21 protein-coding genes are annotated in these 21,040 nt (G+C 68.8%); 14 read left to right on the top strand and 7 right to left on the bottom strand.

Going from position 1 to position 21,040, the window contains the following annotated elements; translation table 11 throughout:
* Positions 1 to 3 precede the first annotated feature (3 nt).
* Positions 4 to 1,389 carry an efflux RND transporter periplasmic adaptor subunit gene (locus QZW52_RS05605; protein WP_293996169.1) on the top strand — a complete coding sequence of 462 codons (1,386 nt, stop codon included), beginning with the start codon at positions 4 to 6 and terminating at the stop codon, positions 1,387 to 1,389.
* Entirely contained in the window at positions 1,389 to 3,530 is a 2,142-nt protein-coding gene (locus QZW52_RS05600) for an HlyD family efflux transporter periplasmic adaptor subunit (protein ID WP_293996168.1), read from the top strand. The genes QZW52_RS05605 and QZW52_RS05600 overlap by 1 nt, the downstream gene beginning before the upstream one ends.
* 12 nt (positions 3,531 to 3,542) lie before the next feature.
* Here the strand turns inward: QZW52_RS05600 and QZW52_RS05595 are convergent, their stop codons facing one another.
* Both QZW52_RS05595 and QZW52_RS05590 read right to left on the bottom strand, forming a co-directional pair.
* Positions 3,543 to 4,709, bottom strand: a complete 1,167-nt coding sequence (locus tag QZW52_RS05595; RefSeq protein ID WP_293996167.1) for an MFS transporter — start codon at positions 4,707 to 4,709, stop codon at positions 3,543 to 3,545.
* Positions 4,710 to 4,722: 13 nt separating this feature from the next.
* Positions 4,723 to 5,202, bottom strand: coding sequence for a DUF192 domain-containing protein (locus QZW52_RS05590; protein WP_293996165.1), 480 nt, complete (start codon positions 5,200 to 5,202; stop codon positions 4,723 to 4,725).
* A 38-nt stretch (positions 5,203 to 5,240) separates the two neighbouring features.
* Between QZW52_RS05590 and QZW52_RS05585 the strand changes: the two genes are divergently transcribed.
* Genes QZW52_RS05585 through QZW52_RS05550 form a run of 8 tightly spaced genes read left to right on the top strand, consistent with a single transcriptional unit; the run spans position 5,241 to position 12,712 of the window.
* Positions 5,241 to 7,538 (top strand): heavy metal translocating P-type ATPase, encoded by a 2,298-nt coding sequence (locus QZW52_RS05585; RefSeq protein WP_293996163.1) that lies wholly within the window; start codon positions 5,241 to 5,243, stop codon positions 7,536 to 7,538.
* 3 nt (positions 7,539 to 7,541) lie between these two features.
* Positions 7,542 to 7,808, top strand: coding sequence for a cbb3-type cytochrome oxidase assembly protein CcoS (ccoS, locus tag QZW52_RS05580; RefSeq protein ID WP_293996161.1), 267 nt, complete (start codon positions 7,542 to 7,544; stop codon positions 7,806 to 7,808).
* Positions 7,774 to 9,228 carry a cytochrome-c oxidase, cbb3-type subunit I gene (gene ccoN, locus QZW52_RS05575; RefSeq protein WP_293996160.1) on the top strand — a complete coding sequence of 485 codons (1,455 nt, stop codon included), beginning with the start codon at positions 7,774 to 7,776 and terminating at the stop codon, positions 9,226 to 9,228. The genes ccoS and ccoN overlap by 35 nt, the downstream gene beginning before the upstream one ends.
* An 18-nt stretch (positions 9,229 to 9,246) precedes the next feature.
* On the top strand, positions 9,247 to 9,903 hold the full coding sequence (gene ccoO, locus QZW52_RS05570) for a cytochrome-c oxidase, cbb3-type subunit II (RefSeq protein WP_293996158.1): 657 nt from the start codon (positions 9,247 to 9,249) through the stop codon (positions 9,901 to 9,903).
* A gap of 12 nt (positions 9,904 to 9,915) precedes the next feature.
* On the top strand, positions 9,916 to 10,110 hold the full coding sequence (locus QZW52_RS05565; RefSeq protein ID WP_293996156.1) for a cbb3-type cytochrome oxidase subunit 3: 195 nt from the start codon (positions 9,916 to 9,918) through the stop codon (positions 10,108 to 10,110).
* Positions 10,103 to 11,011 (top strand): cytochrome-c oxidase, cbb3-type subunit III, encoded by a 909-nt coding sequence (gene ccoP, locus QZW52_RS05560; protein WP_293996154.1) that lies wholly within the window; start codon positions 10,103 to 10,105, stop codon positions 11,009 to 11,011. Before QZW52_RS05565 ends, ccoP begins: the two co-directional genes overlap by 8 nt.
* The gene (gene ccoG / locus QZW52_RS05555) at positions 11,008 to 12,432 is read left to right on the top strand and encodes a cytochrome c oxidase accessory protein CcoG (RefSeq protein WP_293996152.1); all 1,425 of its coding nucleotides are present in this window, start codon (positions 11,008 to 11,010) and stop codon (positions 12,430 to 12,432) included. Before ccoP ends, ccoG begins: the two co-directional genes overlap by 4 nt.
* Positions 12,433 to 12,448: 16 nt before the next feature.
* Positions 12,449 to 12,712: a hypothetical protein gene (locus QZW52_RS05550; protein WP_293996194.1), complete on the top strand. Its 264-nt coding sequence runs from the start codon at positions 12,449 to 12,451 to the stop codon at positions 12,710 to 12,712.
* Between the two features lie 12 nt (positions 12,713 to 12,724).
* Here QZW52_RS05550 and fnr read toward each other — a convergent pair whose 3' ends face one another.
* On the bottom strand, positions 12,725 to 13,462 hold the full coding sequence (gene fnr / locus QZW52_RS05545; RefSeq protein WP_293996150.1) for a fumarate/nitrate reduction transcriptional regulator Fnr: 738 nt from the start codon (positions 13,460 to 13,462) through the stop codon (positions 12,725 to 12,727).
* 107 nt (positions 13,463 to 13,569) lie between these two features.
* On the opposite strand from fnr, the gene hemN reads away from it, so the two are divergent.
* On the top strand, positions 13,570 to 14,982 hold the full coding sequence (hemN, locus tag QZW52_RS05540) for an oxygen-independent coproporphyrinogen III oxidase (RefSeq protein WP_293996148.1): 1,413 nt from the start codon (positions 13,570 to 13,572) through the stop codon (positions 14,980 to 14,982).
* Entirely contained in the window at positions 14,982 to 15,677 is a 696-nt protein-coding gene (locus tag QZW52_RS05535) for a sulfite exporter TauE/SafE family protein (protein WP_293996146.1), read from the top strand. Before hemN ends, QZW52_RS05535 begins: the two co-directional genes overlap by 1 nt.
* A gap of 88 nt (positions 15,678 to 15,765) precedes the next feature.
* On the opposite strand, the gene QZW52_RS05530 is transcribed toward QZW52_RS05535, so the two are convergent.
* Positions 15,766 to 16,026 carry a cold-shock protein gene (locus tag QZW52_RS05530; protein ID WP_293996144.1) on the bottom strand — a complete coding sequence of 87 codons (261 nt, stop codon included), beginning with the start codon at positions 16,024 to 16,026 and terminating at the stop codon, positions 15,766 to 15,768.
* A gap of 210 nt (positions 16,027 to 16,236) precedes the next feature.
* On the opposite strand from QZW52_RS05530, the gene clpS reads away from it, so the two are divergent.
* Together clpS and clpA are read left to right on the top strand one after the other, a co-directional pair.
* The gene (gene clpS / locus QZW52_RS05525; RefSeq protein WP_293996142.1) at positions 16,237 to 16,584 is read left to right on the top strand and encodes an ATP-dependent Clp protease adapter ClpS; all 348 of its coding nucleotides are present in this window, start codon (positions 16,237 to 16,239) and stop codon (positions 16,582 to 16,584) included.
* Positions 16,581 to 18,893, top strand: coding sequence for an ATP-dependent Clp protease ATP-binding subunit ClpA (gene clpA, locus QZW52_RS05520; protein ID WP_293996140.1), 2,313 nt, complete (start codon positions 16,581 to 16,583; stop codon positions 18,891 to 18,893). Before clpS ends, clpA begins: the two co-directional genes overlap by 4 nt.
* 53 nt (positions 18,894 to 18,946) lie before the next feature.
* Here clpA and QZW52_RS05515 read toward each other — a convergent pair whose 3' ends face one another.
* Genes QZW52_RS05515 through QZW52_RS05505 form a run of 3 tightly spaced genes read right to left on the bottom strand, consistent with a single transcriptional unit; the run spans position 18,947 to position 21,032 of the window.
* Complete coding sequence (locus QZW52_RS05515; RefSeq protein WP_293996139.1) at positions 18,947 to 19,744, bottom strand: M90 family metallopeptidase; 798 nt, start codon at positions 19,742 to 19,744, stop codon at positions 18,947 to 18,949.
* A complete protein-coding gene (locus QZW52_RS05510; protein ID WP_293996137.1) occupies positions 19,738 to 20,529 on the bottom strand; it encodes a UDP-2,3-diacylglucosamine diphosphatase in 792 nt (263 codons plus the stop codon). The genes QZW52_RS05515 and QZW52_RS05510 overlap by 7 nt, the downstream gene beginning before the upstream one ends.
* Positions 20,526 to 21,032 carry a peptidylprolyl isomerase gene (locus QZW52_RS05505; RefSeq protein WP_293996135.1) on the bottom strand — a complete coding sequence of 169 codons (507 nt, stop codon included), beginning with the start codon at positions 21,030 to 21,032 and terminating at the stop codon, positions 20,526 to 20,528. The genes QZW52_RS05510 and QZW52_RS05505 overlap by 4 nt, the downstream gene beginning before the upstream one ends.
* Positions 21,033 to 21,040: the final 8 nt, after the last annotated feature.

Genomic DNA, 21,040 nt, shown 5'->3' with positions numbered 1-21,040 from the left:
TCCATGACTGCTGCCGCTGCTGATGCGTCGATTGAACAACAGGGCCAGCCAGTGCCGGCGCCGGTGCCAGTGCCCTCGGGGGCGCTGGCGCTGCTGCAATTCGAGTCGGAGATCCGCCGTCAGGCCACGCTGGTGGAACTGCGGTTTCACCTGGCCAACGAGATGCGGCGGGTGCTGGCGTTCCGTCAGGCCTTTGTGCTGGATGTGCCACCCGCCACAAGCGGCGGGGCGCCGCAGGTGCGGGCGGTGTCGAGTCTGGCGACGGTGGAGTCCGAATCCCCCCTGGTCGGCTGGGCACAGGCTACCGCGGCCGGGTTGCGTGCCGATGCGGGGTTGGCTCAGATCGTCCGGCTGGATGCAAGGGCCTACGCTGCACTGGACGATTACCCCTTCGAACACGGGCTGTGGCTGCCGCTGGCCGATCGGGCGGGCGCGGTGTTCGCCGGCGCGCTGCTGATGGCGTCGCATCCCTGGCGGCAGGCCGACGAGGTGATCGCGCAGCGGCTCGGCGCCACGTATGCCCATGCCTGGCTGGCGCTGCAACCGCGGGCGGCACGGGGGTGGTTGCCGCAGGGGCGCTTGCGGTGGTGGTGGTGTACGGGGGGGGTGGCGGTGGGCCTCGGGGTGCTGGCGCTGCCGGTACGGCTGAGTGCGCTGGCACCGGTGGAGGTGGTGCCGCTGCGCCCGGCGGTGCTGGCCGCGCCGATCCAGGGCGTGATCGAGCGTGTTCACCCGGCGCCCAGCACGGCGGTGAAGACGGGTGACCCGGTCATCAGCTTCGACGACACCCGGTTGCGCAACGAGCTGGCGCTGGCCGGACAGCGGCTGGAGGTGGCGCGCGCGCGCAGCCTGCGCTCCAGCCAGGCGGCGTTTGGTTCGGCCGAGGCCAGCCACGATGTGTCGATCAACAAGTCCGAGCTGGACCTGGCGCAGGCCGAGGTCGAGTACGCCACCGATGCGCTGGCCCGTACCCGGATGAAGGCACCGATGGACGGCGTGGTGGTCTACAGCGACCGGCGTGACCTCGAAGGCCATCCGGTCGAGATCGGCCAGCAGCTCGTGCAGATCGCCGACCCCGGCAAGGTCGAGTTCCGCATCGAGCTGCCGGTGCGCGACAACCTTGTCATCCGCGAGGGTGCCGAGGTGACGGTCTACCTCGACAGCGCGCCGCTGCACCCCATCACCGCCCGGCTGGTGCGCGCGGGCTACCAGGCCCGGCCAACCGCCGAGAAGGTGCTCGCGTTCACGCTGGTGGCGCAGCCACTGGAGGCAGTCGGCCTGCGCATCGGCTCCCGTGGCACGGCGCAGGTCTACGGCGAATCGGTGCCGCTGGTCTACAAGATCTTGCGGCGGCCGCTGGCGGTGCTGCGGCAGTGGACGGGGGTGTGATGGCGAAGACTGCTCCCACGGCCGCGACCCCGCTGCCGCGTCTGCGCGACGACCTGCGCATCGAACCCGCCGCGCCGCTGCTCGACGGCGCACCGTGCTGGACGCTGACCGATCCGCTGGCGCAGCGTTACTTCCAGCTCGGTGCCCGCGAGGTGCAACTCCTGTCGCACTGGAAGCGCGGCACCCAGGAGTCGCTGGCTGGCGCGCTGCAGCGGCGTGGCGTGGCGCTGACCGAGGGGGAGCTGGAGCGTTTGCTGACGTTCCTGCTGGACAACGGGCTGGTGGAAATCGACTCCGCCCGCACCGCCGAGCGCCTGGCCGCCCGCCGAGAAGCCAGCCGCGCCACCGGGCTGACCTGGCTGCTCCACCACTACCTGTTCTTCAAGTTCCCGCTGCTGCGGCCGGAGGCGTTCCTGCAGCGCACGCTGCCGCTGGTGCGCCGGCTGTGGTCGCGGCCCGCGCGGGTGGGGCTGGCCCTGGTCGGGTTGGCCGGTGTCTACCTCGTCAGCCGGCAGTGGGACGCCTACCTGTCCACCTTCGCCGAATTCCTGTCCTGGCAGGGCGTGCTGGCCTACCTGACCTGCGCGGTGCTGGTGAAGACGGCCCACGAGTTCGGCCATGCCTACGCCGCCACCCACTTCGGCTGCCGCGTGCCGACCATGGGCGTGGCGGTGATGATGGGCTTGCCGATGCTGTACTCCGACACCAGCGCGTCCTGGCGGCTGACACAGCGCGGACCCCGCCTGTGGATCGACGCGGCGGGGATGCTGGCCGAGCTGGGGGTGGCGGTGCTGGCGACCTTTCTGTGGGCGTTTCTACCCGATGGCGGGGTGCGGGGTGCGGTGTTCGTGCTGGCCACGTCGAGCTGGTTGATGTCGCTGGCGGTCAACCTCAACCCGTTCATGCGCTTCGATGGCTACTACCTGCTGTCGGACGCGGTGGGCCTGCCCAACCTGCAGCCGCGCGCGTTTGCCCTGGCGCGCTGGGCCCTGCGGGAAAGCCTGCTGCGGCTGGGCGAGGCGCCGCCCGAGCCGCTGTCGGCGCGGGTGCAGCGTGGCATGGTGGTCTATGCCTGGGCGGTGTGGATCTACCGGCTGGGGCTGTACACCGGCATCGCGCTGGCGGTCTACCACTGGTTCTTCAAGACCATGGGCGTGGCGATGTTCCTGGTCGAAGCCGGCTGGTTCATCGTGCGGCCGGTGGTGGCGGAGCTGCGACAGTGGTGGGCGCGGCGGCAGGTGCTGCGCCATTCGCCGCGGGCCTGGGTGTCGTTGGCGGCACTCGGCGGGGTGCTGCTGCTGGGGGTGCTGCCGCTGGACCGGGGGGTGCGCCTGCCGGCCTGGCTGGCGCCGACGCTGGATGTGCCGCTGTACGCCGACGTGGCGGCCCGCATCGACGAGGTGCTGGTACACGAGGGACAGGCCGTGCGCAGCGGACAACTGCTGTTGCGGCTGTCGGCGCCGACCCTGGCGCAGGAGCGCGCGCAAGCCCAGACCCGGCTGGCCGCGGCCCGCGCACGCCTGGACCGCATGGCCGGCACGCCGCGGGATCTGGCGCAATCGATGGTGCTGGTGCGCGAGTGGCAGGTGCAGCAGCGCACGCTCCAGTCGCTCGACGAGCAGCAGGCGCGGCTGGAGGTGCGCGCACCCTTCGATGGCCGTGTCGTCGAGGTGGACGCCGACCTGCAGCCAGGGCGCTGGGTCGATCGGCACCTGGCGCTGGGCCGGGTGGTGTCGGGCGACCGCTACGACGTGCGTGCCTACGTGCCGGAAACCGAGGTGTGGCGCTTGCGGGCGGGACAGGTCGGGCAGTTCATCCCCGACGACGCCCGGCGCGAGCGGGTGTCGGCGCGGCTGAGCGAGATCGGGCAGCAGGCGGTGGATGCCATCGAGATGGTGGCGCTGAGCGCGGCCTACGACGGGCCGATCGCCACACGCGACGACTCCACGCACGGGCTGCGTCCGGTGCAGGCGCAGTACCACGTCCGCTTGCAGCCCGAGGCGGGTGGGACCGGGTTGCCGCGGGCGGACCATCCGGAGCAGATCAAGGGCGAGATCCGCCTGAGCGCCCAGCCGCAGAGTCTGCTGTCGATGGCGGCGGCGCAGGTGCTGCGGGTGCTGGCGCGCGAGGCCGATCTGTGACGTGGCGCCGTGTCAGGCCGGGCGCGGCTGCCGCTGCCGCATCCACCACAGGAGGGCTGCTGCCGTCAGTGCCACGGGCACCAGCGAGCCGAGGTTCAGCAGCGTCCACCCCTGCGTCGTCACCAGCAGCCCCGACGCGAACGACGTCACCGCTAGCGTGGCGAACACGCAGAAGTTCAACGCCCCCTGCGCCCGGTCCTTCTCCTCGGGCGCATACGCCTGCAGCGACAGCGTGGTCGCCCCCGTGAACAGGAAGTTCCAGCCCACGCCCAGCAGGAACAGGGCGACCAGGAACCGGTGCAGGTCCACGCCGGTCAGCGCCACCGCGATGCACAGCGCGTTCAGCGCCACGCCGACCGCCATGATCTGCAACACACCGAACCGCTTGATGAGCTGCCCGGTGAAAAAGCCCGGCGCGAACATGCCGATGACGTGCCACTCCAGCACCAGCGCGGTGTCCGAGAACGGCAGCCCACACTGGTCCATCGCGATCGGCGTGGACGCCATCAACAGGTTCATCACGCCGTAGCCCAGCGAGCTGCACAGCGCCGCGACGACGAACACCGGCTGCCGCACGATCTCGGCCAGCGAGCGACCCCCGGCCACCGCCTTCTTCGCGGGCGGCGGCGGAAAGTCGATTGCCGCCAGCACCAGCATCGAGAGCAGCGCCACCCCGGCCAGCGCGAGGTAGGCGCCGACGAAGGGGACGGCGGTCAGCGCACGGGTCTGCGCCGCGAGGTTCGGCCCGGCGATGGCACCGATCAACCCGCCCGCCATGACCATCGACACCGCCTTCTCCGGCCCGGTGCTGCCCGCCAGTTCGGCGGCGGCGAAGCGGTAGAGCTGCGCATTGGCGTTGAAGTAGCCGGCCACCACCGTGGCCAGGCACAGCAGCTCGAAATGCCGCCCCACCGCCGCCCACGCGCACAGCAGCGCCGAGCCGAACGCCACCGCCGCGCCCATCTGGAACGAGGTCTTGCGGCCGAAGCGGGCCTGCGTGCGGGCCACGAGGGACGTGGACATCGCCCCACCCAGCACGTAGCCCATCACCGGCAGCGTCGCCATCCAGCCCAGCGGCGCGAGCGCCAGCCCGACCAGCCCGTTGATCGCGATGAAGGCGACGTTGTTGGTGAGGAACAGCCCTTGCGCGGCGGCGAGTAGCCAGAGGTTGCGGTTCATGGCGGGCGGCGCTTCAGCGGGCCGGCTTGAACAAGGCGCCACCGAGCACGCTGTCCGCCTTCAGCCCGCGCTTGTCGAACCACCCCTTGTTCATCTCCAGCACGAACCGCACCGGCTTCTTCGAGCAGTGCGAGTCGTCCGTCTGCGGCTTCATGTCCTCGATGTTGACGATGGTGCCGGTGTCGTCGATGAAGGCGGCCGACAGCGGAATCAGCGTGTTGTGCATCCAGAAGCACTGAACACCGGGTTGCTGGAACACGAAGACCATCCCGTCGTTGGCGGCCATGCTCGGGCGGTGCATGAGGCCGATCTCGCGCTCTCGGTCGTCGTCGGCGACCTCGGCGCGGATCAGGTGCAGGCCGGCGGTGAGCTGCGTGGTGGGCAGTTTCTGCGGGCGGTCCTGGGCGTGGCTGCCGAGCGACAGGACGAGCAGGGTCGCCACGGGCATGAACCGGGTGGCGGCGCGGAGGCGGTTGAACTTGATGTGGATCATGTTGGGTGCAGCGTTGAACTTCAAGAATAGCGCAAGCCATGCCCACCCCGTCCGCTCTCGCACCCGCCCTCAGTCCGACCCAGGCCGCCGCCGTCAATGACCCCCAGCAGCAGACTGCCTTCACCCGGTGGATCGACGATGGCCAGGGTGGCGAACTCGGCCAGTCGCGGCTGCTGCTCAGCGGCTTGCACTGCGCGGCCTGCGCCGGCCTGATCGAGGACGCGCTGTGCCGGGTCGAGGGCGTGCAGCGGGCGGAGGTGAGCGGCGCGGCCCAGCGGGCGGTCGTCACCTGGAACCCGCAGCGCACGCAGGTCTCGGCGCTGATCGAGGCGGTGCGCGCGGCGGGCTATGGCGCTTTTCCCGACACGGGTGCGCAGGCGGTGGCACTGGCGACCCGCGAGACGCGCCAGTCGATCTGGCGGCTGTTCGTGGCTGCGTTCTGCATGATGCAGGTGATGATGTACGCCACTCCCGCCTACGTGGCCGCGGCCGGCGACATCACGCCCGACATGGTGCAACTGCTGCGCTGGGCGAGCTGGGTGCTGACGCTGCCGGTGATGGTGTTCGCGGCGGGGCCGTTCTTCAGCGGCGCGTGGCGCGGGCTGCGGCAGGGGCGCATCAGCATGGACCTGCCCGTGGCGCTGGGCGTGGGCGTGACCTTCATCGCCAGCTCGGCGGCCACCTTCGACACCCGCGGCCCCTTCGGCCCGGAGGTGTATTTCGACTCGCTGACCATGTTCGTCAGCTTCCTGTTCGCCGCCCGCTGGCTGGAGGCGCGTGCCCGGCAGCGGGCGGCGCAGTCGCTCGACAGCGTGGTGCGCCGGCTGCCCGATGCGGTGGAACGGCTGGATGCGCAGGGGCAGGGCACCTTGGTGGCCGCGTCCGCGCTGGTGGTGGGCGACAGGGTGCGGGTGCATGCCGGACAGGCGTTTGCCGCCGATGGCCGCGTGGTCGAAGGGGCCACGCAGGTCGATGAGGCGATGCTGTCGGGCGAGTCGCGGCCGGTGGAACGGACGCTGGGGGACGAGGTGTCCGCGGGCTGCCTCAACCTGGGGGCGCCGGTGGTGGTCGAGGTGCTCCAGCTCGGCGCGCACACGCGTTACCAGCGCATCGTCGCCCTGGTGGAGCGGGCCTTGACCGAGCGGCCGGATTTCCTGCTCGCCACCGACCGCATCGCCGCGCCGTTCCTCTGGGGCGTGCTGGCGCTGGCCGCGGGGGCGTGGGGCGCGTGGCAGTTCATCGACCCGAGCCGGGCGCTGTGGGTGGCCGTGTCGGTGCTGATCGTGACCTGTCCGTGTGCGCTGTCGCTGGGGGCGCCGGTGGCCTTGCTGGCGTCGGCCGGCGAGCTGGCACGGCGTGGCATCCTGGTGCAGCGGCTGGACGCGCTGGAGATCCTGACCCGCGTGCAGGATGTCGTGTTCGACAAGACCGGCACCGTGACCGAGGACCGCCTGACCCTGGTGGAGTCCCGCGTGCTCCACCGCACGCCGGACATCGCGGGCGAGCACCTGCACACCCTCATGGCGCTGCTGACCCGGCGCTCGCAGCATCCCCTGGCGCGCGCGATGGCGCAGTCCTATGCGCCGCTGGCGGGGCCTGCGGGAGGGACGTTGGTGCTCGACGACGTGGCCGAACACGCCGGACTCGGCCTGGAGGCGACCGCGCGCTTCGCGGGGCGGGCGCTGCGGGTGCGGATGGGGGCGCCGGGCTGGTGCGGGCTGCCCGAGGGGGTGGAATTGCCGCCGCGACCGACGGTCTGGCTGGGCATGGAACTCGACGGGTGGCTGCAGCCGGTGGCGTGCTTCGAGTTCGACGAGGTGCTGCGCGCCGACGCCGTATCGGGCGTTGCCGGCCTGGCCCAGGCCGGCTTGGCGCTGCACCTGTTCTCCGGCGACCAGACCGCCAGCGTCGAGGCCATGGCCCGCCGCCTGGGCATCGCCGACGCCCGCGCCCGCTGCACCCCGCAAGACAAGCTCGCCGCGGTCGAGGCGCTGCAGGCTGCGGGCCGCGTCGTGGCGATGGTCGGCGACGGCATCAACGACGCCCCCGTGCTGGCGCGGGCCGACGTGTCGGTTGCACTCGGCACGGCCGCGGCGCTGGCGCAGGCGCGGGCGGATGTGATCGTGCTGTCCGACCGCCTCGACGACCTGCCCGCCCTGTTCGCCACGGCGCGCCGCACGCTGGCCGTCGTGCGGCAGAACCTGGGCTGGGCGCTGTTCTACAACGTGGCCTCGGTGCCGCTGGCGCTGGCAGGCTGGCTGCCGCCGTGGCTGGCGGGGCTGGGCATGGCGCTCAGCTCGCTGGTGGTCGTGCTCAACGCGCTGCGATTGGCTTGAACCATGGACATCCTGTTCCTGCTGATTCCGCTGTCGGTGGTCCTCGTCTTCCTGGTTCTCGCGGTCTTCGCCTGGGCCTTGAAGAGCGGCCAGTTCGACGACCTCGACCGCGAAGGCGAGCGCATCTTGCGGCTGGACCGCAACGGGCTTGATGTCGATCAATCCAGTGCGGTTCCTGCTACCGAAGAATCCGGGCCAAGGATCGAAAGCGTCGAGTTTCCAGGAGCAAGCAACCATGGCCACATTGGCAATCAGCACACCGCCGGCTAACCCCGTCTACACCGACACCGTCGTGCGGCAGTTCGCCCTCGCCGCGGTGGTCTGGGGCATCGTGGGGATGCTGGTCGGGGTCGTGATCGCGGCCCAACTGGCATTCCCCGAACTGACCGACGGCATCGCCTGGCTCAGCTACGGCCGCCTGCGCCCGCTGCACACCAATGCGGTCATCTTCGCGTTCGGCGGCTGCGCGCTGTTCGCCACCAGCTACCACGTCGTGCAGCGCACCTGCCAGACCCGCCTGTTCGCGCCCGCGCTGGCCCAGTTCACGTTCTGGGGTTGGCAGGTGGTCATCCTGGCCGCGGCGATCACGCTGCCGCTGGGCATGACGCAGGGCAAGGAATACGCCGAACTGGAGTGGCCGATCGACCTGCTGATCGCCGTCGTGTGGGTCAGCTACGCGGTCGTGTTCTTCGGCACGGTCGGCATCCGCAAGGTCAGCCACATCTACGTCGCCAACTGGTTCTTCGGCGCCTTCATCCTGGCGGTGGCGCTGCTGCACATCGTCAACAGCGCGGCGGTGCCGGTGTCGGTCTGGCCGATGAAGTCCTACTCGGCCTACGCGGGCGTGCAGGACGCGATGGTGCAGTGGTGGTACGGCCACAACGCGGTGGGTTTCTTCCTGACCGCGGGCTTCCTGGGGATGATGTATTACTACATCCCGAAGCAGGCCGGCCGGCCGGTCTACTCGTACCGGCTGTCGATCGTCCACTTCTGGGCGCTGATCTTCACCTACATGTGGGCGGGTCCGCACCACCTGCACTACACCGCGCTGCCGGACTGGACGCAGTCGGTGGGCATGGTGTTCTCGCTGGTGCTGCTGGCGCCGAGCTGGGGCGGCATGATCAACGGCATCATGACCCTGTCGGGCGCGTGGCACAAACTGCGCGATGACCCGATCCTGAAGTTCCTGATCGTCTCGCTGTCGTTCTACGGCATGAGCACGTTCGAGGGTCCGATGATGTCCATCAAGACCGTCAACGCGCTGTCGCACTACACCGACTGGACCATCGGCCACGTCCACTCCGGCGCCCTCGGCTGGGTCGGCATGGTGACGATCGGCTCGCTGTACCACCTGATCCCGCGCATGTTCGGCCGCACGCAGATGTTCAGCGTCCGGGCGATGGAGCTGCATTTCTGGGTCGCCACCATCGGCATCGTGCTGTACATCGCCGCGATGTGGATTGCCGGCGTGATGCAGGGCCTGATGTGGCGCGCCGTGAACCCGGACGGCACGCTGGTCTACAGCTTCGTCGAGAGCGTCAAGGCGACCTACCCGTTCTACGTCATCCGCCTCGGCGGTGGCGTGATGTACCTGTCGGGCATGTTCATCATGGCCTGGAACGTGGTCAAGACGGTGCAGGCCGGCCAGGTCGAACCCCTCGCCATCCCGGCTGTCGTCGCCCACGCCTGAACCGGAGCACCCCACACCATGGCCCAAGCCAACGCCAACCGCCCCGTGTCCGGTCACGAGAAGATCGAGACCAGCAACTTCCTGATGATCGTCCTGACCCTGGTCACCATCCTGTTCGGTGGTCTGGTCGAGATCGTCCCCCTGTTCTTCCAGACCTCCACGACCCAGCCGGTCGCGGGACTGCTGCCGTACACGCCGCTGCAGCTCGCCGGGCGCGATGTCTACCTGCGCGAGGGTTGCTACAACTGCCACTCGCAGATGATCCGCCCCTTCCGCTCCGAGACGCTGCGCTACGGCGATGCGTCCAAGGCCGGCGAGTTCGTCTATGACCACCCTTTCCAGTGGGGGTCCAAGCGCACCGGTCCGGACCTGCACCGCGTCGGCGGCAAGTACAGCGACCAGTGGCACCGCATCCACCTGAACAACCCGCGCGACGTGGTGCCCGAGTCCAACATGCCGTCGTATGCGTGGCTCGACAAGGCGCCCGCCAACGCCGGCATCGGCGCCAACATGGCTGCGCTGCGCAAGGTCGGCGTTCCTTACACCGACGACGAGATCGCCAAGGCCGCCGACGGTGTCAAGGACAAGACCGAACTCGACGCCGTCATCGCCTACCTGCAGGTGCTCGGTACGGCGGGCAAGGGTCCGGCCGCCGCAGCCGCGACAGTCAAGTGAGCGGGAGGCGACATGGACATCGTCAATGACCTGCGCAGTTTCGCGACTGTGGGTTTCTTCCTCCTGTTCCTGGGCATCGTCGCCTGGGCCTATGCCAGCCGCAACCGCTCCGGGTTCGAGGAAGCCGCTGCGCTTCCGTTCCTGGACGACGACCAACACAAGGCATCCAACGCATCCAACGCATCCAACGGAGGCACCCATGAGTGACTTCACATCCAGCTTCTGGTCGTGGTACGTGATCGCGATCACCGTGGGCGGACTCGCGTTCTGCCTGTTCATCCTGCTGGTGGCGAGCAAGCGCACCGCCATGGCCGACGACAACTCCACCGGCCACACCTGGGACGTGGACCTGCGCGAGATGAACAACCCGCTGCCGCGCTGGTGGGTGGGCCTGTTCGTGCTGACCGTCGTGTTCGCGGCGGTCTACCTGGCGCTGTATCCCGGACTCGGCACCGCCAAGGGCACGCTGAACTGGTCCTCCGCCGGTCAGTTGGCGTCCGAGCACGCCAAGGCCCGCCAGACCATGGCGCCGCTGTACGCCCGCTTCGCCACGATGGCTCCGGAGGCACTGGCCCAGGACCAGCAGGCCATGGGCATCGGCGAGCGGCTGTTCCTCAACCACTGTGCCGGCTGCCACGGCTCGGACGCCAAGGGCAGCAAGGGCTTTCCCAACCTGACCGATGACGACTGGCTGGGCGGCACGGGCGTGGACTACATCGCCAGGACCATCGCGGAAGGGCGCCAGGGCATGATGCCGCCGATGGCCGCGGCGGTCGGCTCGGCCGAGGATGTCAAGAACGTCGCGCAGTACGTGCTGAGCCTGTCGGGCAGCCCGCACAACTCGATCGCCGCCCAGTTGGGCAAGACCAGGTTCGGTGTGTGCGCAGCCTGCCACGGCGCGGACGGCAAGGGCACGCAAGCCCTGGGCGCGCCCAACCTGACCGACAAGGTCTGGCTGCATGGCTGGGGTGAGGCGGCGATCACCGCGATGGTCAACGGTGGCAAGACCAACGCCATGCCGGCGCATGCGGCGCGGCTCTCGCCCGAGCAGATCCAGGTGCTGGCGGCCTATGTCTGGAGCCTGTCGCACAAGGGTGCGCAGCCATGACGACCCCGGCCGCCGGCGAGCCGGTGGTGAAGACCATCTCGCTGTACCAGAAGACGCAGAAAATCTACCCGCGGTCGGTGCAGGGGGTCTTTGCCCGCTGGCGCTGGGCGATGGTCTGGACCACGCAGATCGTCTTCTACGGCACGCCCTGGCTGTTGTGGAACGACCGGCAGGCGCTGCTGTTCGACCTGCTCGCGCGGCGGTTCTACATTGGCGGCCTGGTGCTCTACCCGCAGGACTTCATCTACCTGACGGGGTTGCTGATCGTCTCGGCCTATGCGCTGTTCCTGTTCACGGCGGTGGCCGGGCGGCTGTGGTGCGGCTATGCCTGCCCGCAGACGGTCTACACCGAGATTTTCCTGTGGATCGAGCACCACTTCGAGGGCGACCGCGCCCAGCGCATGCGCCTCGACGCCGGGCCGTGGACAACGGACAAGGTCTTGCGCAAGGGCGGCAAACAGGGCGTGTGGTTCCTGTTCTCGCTGTGGACGGGCTTCACCTTCGTCGGCTACTTCACGCCGATCCGCACGCTCGCGGGTCTGGTGCTCGGGCTGGGGCTGGGTCCATGGGAAGCCTTCTGGGTGCTGTTCTACGCCCTGGCCACCTACGGCAACGCCGGTTTCCTGCGCGAGCAGGTGTGCAAGTACATGTGCCCCTACGCGCGTTTCCAGAGCGCCATGTTCGACAAGGACACGCTCATCATCAGCTACGACGCCGAGCGCGGTGATCCGCGTGGGGCGCGCAGCAAGCAGGTCGATGCCAAATCGAAGGGGCTGGGCGACTGCGTGGACTGCGGCCTGTGCGTGCAGGTCTGCCCGACCGGCATCGACATCCGCAAGGGCCTGCAGTACGAGTGCATCGGCTGCTCGGCCTGCATCGACGCCTGCGACCACATCATGGACAAGATGGACTACGCGCCCGGCCTGATCCGCTACGCCACCCAGAACAGCCTGCAGCAGCACCTCACGCGCGGGCAGATGTGGCGCCGGGCGCTGCGCCCGCGGGTGCTGGGCTACACGGCGGTGCTGGTGCTGATCGTCGGGGCGGTGGGGGCGAGCCTGTGGCTGCGTGTGCCGTTCCGGGTCGATGTCGTGCGGGACCGGGCGACGCTGGCCCGCCAGGCCGAGGACGGGCGCATCGAAAACCTCTACCGCCTGCAGATCATGAACGCCACCGAGCAGCCGCAGCGTTTCCGCCTCGCCGCCACCGGTCTGCCGGGCCTGGTGGTGACGCCGGGCGAGGCGGTCGCGGTCGGGCCGGCCGAGGCGCGCTGGGTGACGGTGGCGGTCCAGGCGGGGTTCGAGACCGCCAGCCAGGCCGGCCCCGGCCCGCACGCCATCCAGTTCGAGGTCGAGCGCGCCGAGGTCGGACATGCGCCGGCCGTGGTGCGCGAAAAGTCCACCTTCATCGTGCCGCGCTGAGCGCACAGGAGTCTCCATGACGATACGCATACGCCATCCCGCTTCGACTGCGATCCCGACCCCCGCCACGGGCGCCGAGACCCCGCCCTGGTGGCGTTACAAGATGGTCTGGCTGGTGATCAGCGGGCCGCTGGTGGTGGTGGTGGCGAGCTTCGTCACGCTGGGGCTGGCGATCCGGCACCCCGACCCCGTGCTGGACACCACGACCACCGCCACCGACGCCGCCCACCTGCCAGCGATGCAGGGCCGCAACCACGCCGCCACCGGGGGCGTGAAGTGACGGTGCTGCGGCTCAGCAGTTGGCAGCGTTCACGACCTGCTGCAGCGCGCCCTGGTCGAGGATGCGGATGTCGCGCTGCTTGACGTCGAGGAGTCCGTCGTCCTGGAATTTGGAGAAGGTGCGGCTGACCGTTTCCAGCTTCAGGCCCAGGTAGCTGCCGATCTCCTCGCGGGTCATGCGCAGCACCAGCGCCGAGTGCGAGAAGCCGCGCGCCTGCAGCCGCTGTGTCAGGTTGAGCAGGAAGGCCGCCAGCCGCTCCTCCGCCCGCATCGACCCCAGCAGCAGCATCACCCCGTGGTCCCGCACGATCTCGCGGCTCATGATCTTGTGGAACTGGTGCTGCAGCAGCGTGAACTCGCGCGAGAGCGTCTCCAGTTGGCCGTAGGGGATCATGCAGACCTGCGAGTCCTCCAGCGCGGTGGCGTCGCAGGCGTGGTGGTCGGTGCTGATGCCGTCGAGTCCGAGCAGCTCGCCGGCCATCTGGAATCCCGTCACCTGCTCGCGCCCGTCCTCGGCGGCCACGGTGGTCTTGAAGAATCCGGTGCGCACGGCGTAGAGCGCGGTGAACGCCTCGCCCGCATGGAACAGCCGCTCGCCCCGGCGCACCGCCCGGCGCGCGCCGATCATGTGGTCCAGCGACACCAGCTCCTCGTCCGACAGCCCCACGGGCAGGCACAGCTCACGCAGGTTGCAGGCCGAGCAGGCCACCTTCAGGGGTTCGAGGCGGGGTGGGGTCGTGGTGTCGTGCATGGTGGAAACCCTGATGGTCAAGAAAGGGCGATTCTTGTGCCGGCGCCGTACAGCAGACTTGCGCTGCGTCAAGGTCGGCGGCCGACCGGGTCGGCACAGTCCCTGCCATGGAACATACGACACTTTCCCGTGACACGCCATGGACCGAGGCGCTGCTGGCCCGCATGGACATGCCCGGGCCGCGCTACACCTCCTACCCGACGGCCGACCGGTTTGTCGAAGCCTTCACCGCCGGGCACCTGGCGCAGGCCCTGTCCCAGCGCGGCGAGCTGGGCGGTGTGGGCGGGGCGGGGGCGCCGATGTCGGTGTACGTGCATGTGCCGTTCTGCGCATCGGTCTGCTACTACTGCGCCTGCAACAAGATCGTCACCCGCGACCACAGCCATGTGGCCCGCTACCTGAAGGCGCTGGAGCACGAGCTGGACCTCGTCTGCCAGGCGCTGGGCGAGGCGCCGCCAGTGTCGCAGTTGCACCTCGGCGGCGGCACCCCCACCTACCTCGGCGACGACGAGCTGCGCGCCCTGGTGGCGATGATCGCGGCGCGGGTGCGGCTGCTGCCCCAGGGCGAGCACTCCATCGAGATCGATCCACGCACCGTGACGCGGGAGCGGCTGGTGGTGCTGAAGTCGCTCGGCTTCAACCGCCTCTCCTTTGGCGTGCAGGACTTCGATCCCGCCGTGCAGCAGGCGGTCCACCGCACCCAGCCCCATGCGCAGGTCGAGGCGCTGGTGCATGGCGCCCGTGACCTCGGGTTCGATTCGGTCAACGTGGACTTGATCTACGGCCTGCCGCGCCAGACGCCCGAGAGCTTCGCGCGCACCGTCGCCCAAGTGGCCCGCCTGCGCCCCGACCGCATCGCCGTCTACGGCTACGCCCACCTGCCGGCGCGCTTCAAGCCGCAGCGGCGCATCGTCCCGGCCGAGTTGCCCAGTGCGGCGGATCGGCTGGGGATGCTGGGACAGGCGCTGGCGGGCTTCGTCGGCCACGGCTACCAGTACATCGGCATGGACCACTTCGCCTTGCCCGAGGACAGCCTCGCCCAGGCCAAGCGCCAGGGCCGCCTGCACCGCAACTTCCAGGGCTACAGCACCCAGCCGGACTGCGACCTGATCGGGCTGGGCGTGTCTGCCATTTCGCGGATTGGCGCCATCTACAGCCAGAACGCCAAGACGCTGGACGAGTACCACGACCTGCTGCGGGGGAACACGCTGCCGGTGGTGCGCGGGCTGGCGCTGACACGGGATGATCTCGTGCGCCGGGCGGTGATCCTGTCGATCATGTGCCACGGGCGGCTGAGCCACGAGTCGGTGGCGCTGGCGCACCTGATCGACGTGCGGCAGTACTTCACGCAGGAGCTTGCGTCGCTGCAGGCACTGGCGCGCGATGGTCTTGTCACGCTCCACGATGACGGGCTGGAGGTCACGCCGCTGGGCTGGTATTTCGTGCGCTCGGTGGCGATGGTGTTCGACCGGTATCTGCGTGCAGACCGCAGCCGGGAGCGGTTTTCCCAGGTGATCTGATGACGGGTGCCTTGCTCTTGACGGCGGCGTTGATGGGTCTGGCGGGTACGCCGCACTGTGCGGCGATGTGCGGCACGGGCTGTGCGGCGGTGGCGCGGCGCTGCAAGCCGGATCGACCGGGTGGCGCGGTGGCGGGGGTGTTGAGCGGGCGGCTGCTGGCGTATGCGGCGGCGGGTGCGCTGGCGGCGGCGCTGGTGGGCGGGGTGCGCTGGCTGGCGGTGTCGGCGGCGTGGCTGCGGCCGGTGTGGAGCGGCTTGCAGGCGGTGCTGTTCCTGCTGGGCGTGTGGATGCTGCTCAAGGGGGCGTTGCCGGCCAGCCTGTCGGCGTGGCTGGAGCGGACGCAGCGCGGGTCGCCCGCCATGCCCGATGGTGTGGCCCGCATCCGGCTGCCGGGCGAGGTCCGGGCGGCGGCGTGGGGCTTGTTGTGGCCGGCCTTGCCGTGCGGGCTGCTGCACGCGGCGCTGCTGCTGGCGGCGGTGGCTTCGACGCCGGCCGAAGGGGCGGCGGTGATGGCGGTGTTCGCGCTGACCAGCTCGCTCGGGTTGCTGGCCGGGCCGCTGCTGTGGCTGCGCTGGGTGCCGGCGGCCGGGACGGCGCTGTCGCTGCGGATGGCGGGGGCGGTGCTGGTGGCGCTGGGGGGGTGGGCATTCGGCCATGCGCTCTGGACGAATACCTGGGCGGCGTGGTGCGCCTGAGGTGGTGAAGCCCGCTTGCGCGGGCTTTGGGGTTTCAGGGTTCAGCGTCCACGGTGAAGGACGCCGTGCTGTCGTGCAGTGGTGGGCCTCAGGTGTTGGGGTTGTCGGCTTGTGCCAGGGGCGCCGTCCGTGGTGAAGAGGGCTGCTGCAGCGCGCAGATGTTCTGTGCCAGCTTGCCCTTGGGTCCGTCGATCAGGTCGTAGCTCACCTGCGAACCTTGCTTGAGGGTGCGAAATCCCTCCATCTGGATCGCGGAGAAATGTGCGAACACATCCTCGCCGCCACCTTCGGGTTCGATGAAGCCGAAACCCTTCACATCGTTGAACCATTTGACCATTCCAATAGCCATCGTTTTGTTCTCCAGTTTCCCAACGAAAATCCCAATAATTTTGTCAAGATTTTGAGGATCGTTAGAAATGCTGTCAAGAATCTGAAGATGGTGCCAAGGGCATGGCCGTGACGCTGTTGGGGCTGCACGCGCCGGTGTGGAACCCTCTCGACCCACACCGGCTTGTCCAAGGCCCGCGCGCGGAATCCGGACGGCCGATAGAATGCATCCATGGCCAGCCACCCGCCGGAAATACCGAAATCCCCCAACCCGCCTGCCGATGGGCAGGGTGCTGTCGTCGAAGAGCGACAGCAACAACGGGTTGAACCCCCACGCGCCTATCAAGTCGTGATGCTCAACGACGATTACACACCGATGGAGTTCGTGGTGATGGTGCTGCAGGAGCACTTCCACCACGGCATCGATGCTGCGACCCAGATCATGTTGAAGATCCACCATGAGGGCAGGGCAGTCTGCGGGGTCTACACCCGGGATGTCGCAGCGACAAAGGTCGAATTGGTTCTGGCAGCGGCACGGCGAGCGGCGCACCCGCTGCAGTGCACTATGGAGGTCGCATGATTGCGCAAGAGTTGGAAGTCAGTCTGCACATGGCGTTTGTCGAGGCGCGCCAGCAGCGCCACGAGTTCATCACGGTCGAGCACCTGCTGCTGGCCCTGCTGGACAACCCGTCGGCATCCGAAGTCCTGCGTGCCTGCGCAGCCAATCTGGACGATCTGCGCAAGAGTCTCACGCAGTTCATCAAGGAAAACACGCCCACGGTCGGCGGCGCGGACGAGGTGGACACCCAGCCCACGCTCGGTTTCCAGCGCGTGATCCAGCGGGCGATCATGCATGTGCAGTCCACGGGCAGCGGCAAGAAGGAAGTCACCGGCGCCAACGTGCTGGTGGCGATCTTCGGCGAGAAGGATTCGCACGCCGTCTACTACCTGCACCAGCAGGGGGTGACGCGGCTGGACGTGGTGAACTTCATCGCCCACGGCATCCGCAAGTCCGATCCGCCCGAGCCGACCAAGGCGCCGGGCGAGTCCGCGTCGGCGTCGTCGGAAGGCGAGAAGGACGACGGCGACAGCGGCAAGGGTTCGCCCCTCGACCAGTACACCCAGAACCTCAACCAGGCCGCCCGTGATGGCCGCATCGATCCGCTGATCGGCCGCGAGCACGAGGTCGAGCGCGTGGTCCAGATCCTGTGCCGCCGGCGCAAGAACAACCCGCTGCTGGTCGGCGAGGCCGGCGTGGGCAAGACGGCGATCGCCGAGGGGCTGGCCTGGCGCATCACGCAGGGCGAAGTGCCGGACGTGCTCGCCGAATCGACGGTCTACTCGCTCGACATGGGCGCGCTGCTGGCGGGCACCAAGTACCGCGGTGACTTCGAGCAGCGCCTGAAGGGCGTGCTCAAGCAGTTGAAGGACCAGCCGCATGCGGTGCTGTTCATCGACGAGATCCACACGCTGATCGGTGCGGGTGCGGCGTCCGGCGGCACGCTCGACGCCAGCAACCTCCTCAAGCCGGCGCTGAGTTCCGGCCAGATCAAGTGCATCGGTGCGACCACGTTCACCGAGTACCGCGGCATCTTCGAGAAGGACGCCGCGCTGTCCCGCCGCTTCCAGAAGGTCGATGTGGCCGAGCCGACGGTCGAGCAGACGGTGGAGATCCTCAAGGGGCTGAAGTCGCGGTTTGAAGAGCACCATGGCGTCAAGTACGACCTGGGTGCCCTGCAGGCAGCAGCCGAACTCTCTGCCAAGTACATCAACGATCGCCACCTGCCCGACAAGGCCATCGACGTGATCGATGAAGTGGGTGCGGCGCAGCGCGTGTTGCCGAAGGGCAAGGCGAAAAAACGCATCACCCGCACCGAAGTCGAGGACATCGTCGCCAAGATCGCGCGCATCCCGCCCGCCAGCGTCACCACCGACGACCGCAGCAAGCTCAAGACGCTCGACCGCGACCTCAAGAGCGTCGTGTTCGGTCAGGACGCTGCGATCGACGCGCTGGCCGGCGCGATCAAGATGGCGCGTTCGGGTCTGGGCAAGCCGGACAAGCCGATCGGTGCCTTCCTGTTCAGCGGCCCGACCGGCGTGGGCAAGACCGAAGTGGCCAAGCAGATGGCCTACATCCTCGGCATCGACCTGCTGCGCTTCGACATGTCCGAGTACATGGAGCGCCACGCCGTCAGCCGCCTGATCGGCGCACCTCCGGGCTACGTTGGCTTCGACCAGGGCGGTCTGCTGACCGAGGCGGTCACGAAGAAGCCGCACTGCGTGCTGCTGCTGGACGAGATCGAGAAGGCGCACCCGGATGTCTTCAACGTGCTGCTGCAGGTCATGGACCACGGCACGCTGACCGACAACAACGGGCGCAAGGCCGACTTCCGCAATGTCATCATCATCATGACGACCAACGCGGGCGCCGAGAACCTGCAGAAGTCCACCATCGGCTTCACGAACTCGCGCGAGGTCGGCGACGAGATGGGCGACCTCAAGCGCATGTTCACGCCCGAGTTCCGCAACCGGCTGGACGCGATCGTCAGCTTCCGCTCGCTCGACGAGGACATCATCCTGCGCGTGGTGGACAAGTTCCTGCTGCAGCTCGAAGGCCAGCTCAGCGAGAAGAAGGTCGAAGTCACCTTCACCGATGCGCTGCGCCAGCACCTGGGCAAGAAGGGCTTCGATCCGCTGATGGGCGCCCGCCCGATGCAGCGCCTGATCCAGGACACGATCCGCCGCGCACTGGCCGACGAGTTGCTGTTCGGCAGCCTGACGGACGGTGGGCGTCTGACGGTGGACGTGAACGAGGCGGGTGAAGTGCAGCTCGACATCGAGCCGCGCGACAAGAGCGACAAGCCGAAGGCGGAGCCGGCGACGGCTTGATGCCCGATCGGATGTTGTCTCCCGAAGGGCCGCAAGGCCCTTTTTTCATGCGCTCATGCCTTGAAGCGCACCGGATCCTGGCCGAAGTACGCGCTCAGCAGCGTGTAGACCTCCGGAAACTCGGCCCGCAAACCGTCTGGCGCGACGAAGAATGCTTCTGCAGTGACGGGAAAAAACTCTTCCGGCCCCTGCGCGGCGTAGGGGTCGAGCCAGGTGGGTTGTCCGCTGTCCACTTCGGTGGTGTGCTGCACCAGGGCGCGGGCCATCACGTCGCGCCAGCGTGTCCGCATCGCCCGGTCGGGCAGCGCGGGGCAGCCATCGACGCTGCCGTGGTGCATGTCGAGCACATGGGCAAACTCGTGGATCACGACGTTGTAGCCGTCCTCGGACCGGTCGCGCTCGCCGGCCATCTGCACGTCCTGCCACGACAGCATGACCGGGCCGCCGTCCATGGCCTCGCCCGCCAGCACCTCGTCGCCGCTGTGGACGACGCCGGCTTCATCGCTCCACTGACGTTGCACGACGACCTCGTGCGGGTGCAGCACGATGCCGACAAATCCGCCGTACAGATCGAGTCCGCCCGGCAGGTGCAGCACGGGCACGCAGGCCTGTGCCGCCACGGCAACCGCCATCGCGTCCGTGAGGCTCAGCCCCTCCGCGGTGCTGAACTCCTTCTGCGCCAGGAACAGCGTTGCCAGTTCGCGCAGCCGCAGCAGGTCGGGCAGGGGGCGCCGGGTCAGGAAGGGATAGGCCCGCAGCGTGTCAAGCCACAGGTCATCCGGAATGGCGCGTTGCGTCAGCACGCGCTGCGTGCGCCGCTGTTGCCATGCGTCCAGCCAGCGCCTCAGCATGCCTGCGACAAGGGCACACGCTGCACGCCACCCGCTGTCAGGCGAAGCACTTCGGCGCGGGGGGCGGCTGAGCCGTGGTCCAGATCCCAGTCGGTGAGCACATGGCGCACCAGCCCGTCGCCCAGCGCCTCGTCGCCCGGGCGGTGGGTGTGGCCGTGGATCAGCGCCGTGGCTTGGTGCTGGCGCAGGAGATCGCGCATGGCGTCACGGTCCAGATCGGGGTAGGCGGCCATGCCCAGCGTGCGCTTGCGGTGTTCGCTGCTGTCGCGCAGTCCGCGCGCGAAGTCACGGCGGCGTTCCAGCGGCTGGGCGAGGAACTGCTGCTGCCACGCCGGGTCACGCGCTTGTCGGCGGAACCGCTGGTAGTCCACGTCCGCCAGACACTGCGCGTCGCCATGGACCAGCACTGTGCGCCGACCGAAGGCGTCGAGCATGCAGACCTCGTCCAGCACCTGCCAGCCCGCGAGCGCCGCAGCACGCGGGCCGAGCAGGAAATCGCGGTTGCCGACCAGCATCGCTACCGTGCAGTGTGCGGCGCAGTCGGCGAACTGGCGCAGCACGCGGGACTCGAAGCCATCCGCGCTGTCCAGCACATCGTCCCCGACCCAGACCTCGAAGAGGTCGCCGAGCACCAGCACGGCGTCGGCGTCGGTGGTGTGCAGGTAGCCGGACAGCGCCGCGGCGGTGCGCGGCGTGTCCAGACTGAGGTGCAGGTCGGAGACGATGTCCACGCAGCGCCAGTGCGGCGCGGCATGGAGCACCTGGACCGGCACCGTCAGGCTCACTCCACGACCACGGCGCGGGTGAGGACGACATCCTCGACCGGCACGTCGTCGTGGAAGCCACGCTTGCCGGTGCGGACCTTCTCGATCTGGTCCACCACCGCGGTGCCATCGACCACGCGGCCGAACACGGCGTAGCCCCAGCCCGATCCGTTTTCGGCGGTGAAGTTCAGGAAGTCGTTCTTGGCGACGTTGATGAAGAACTGCGAGGTGGCCGAGTGCGGCGCGTTGGTGCGCGCCATCGCCAGCGTGTACTTCTCGTTCTTCACGCCGTTGTTGGCTTCGTTCTTGATCTCGCCTTGCGTGGGCTTCTGCTTCAGACCGGCTTCCATGCCGCCGCCCTGGACCATGAAGCCCTTGATGACGCGGTGGAAGACGGTGCCGTCGTAGTGGCCGCTGTTGACGTAGCTGAGGAAGTTGGCGGCCGACAGGGGCGCCTTCGCGTCATCGAGTTCGATGCGGATGGTGCCGAGGGTGGTGTGCAGATCGACTTGGGGGGCTGCCATGACAGTGT

Origin of the sequence: Sphaerotilus sp. (genome assembly GCF_013299175.1) — a bacterium.
Lineage (GTDB): Bacteria > Pseudomonadota > Gammaproteobacteria > Burkholderiales > Burkholderiaceae_C > Sphaerotilus.
Note: the sequence above shows the minus strand (reverse complement) of the source record. Positions and strands in the feature narration are given on the sequence as shown.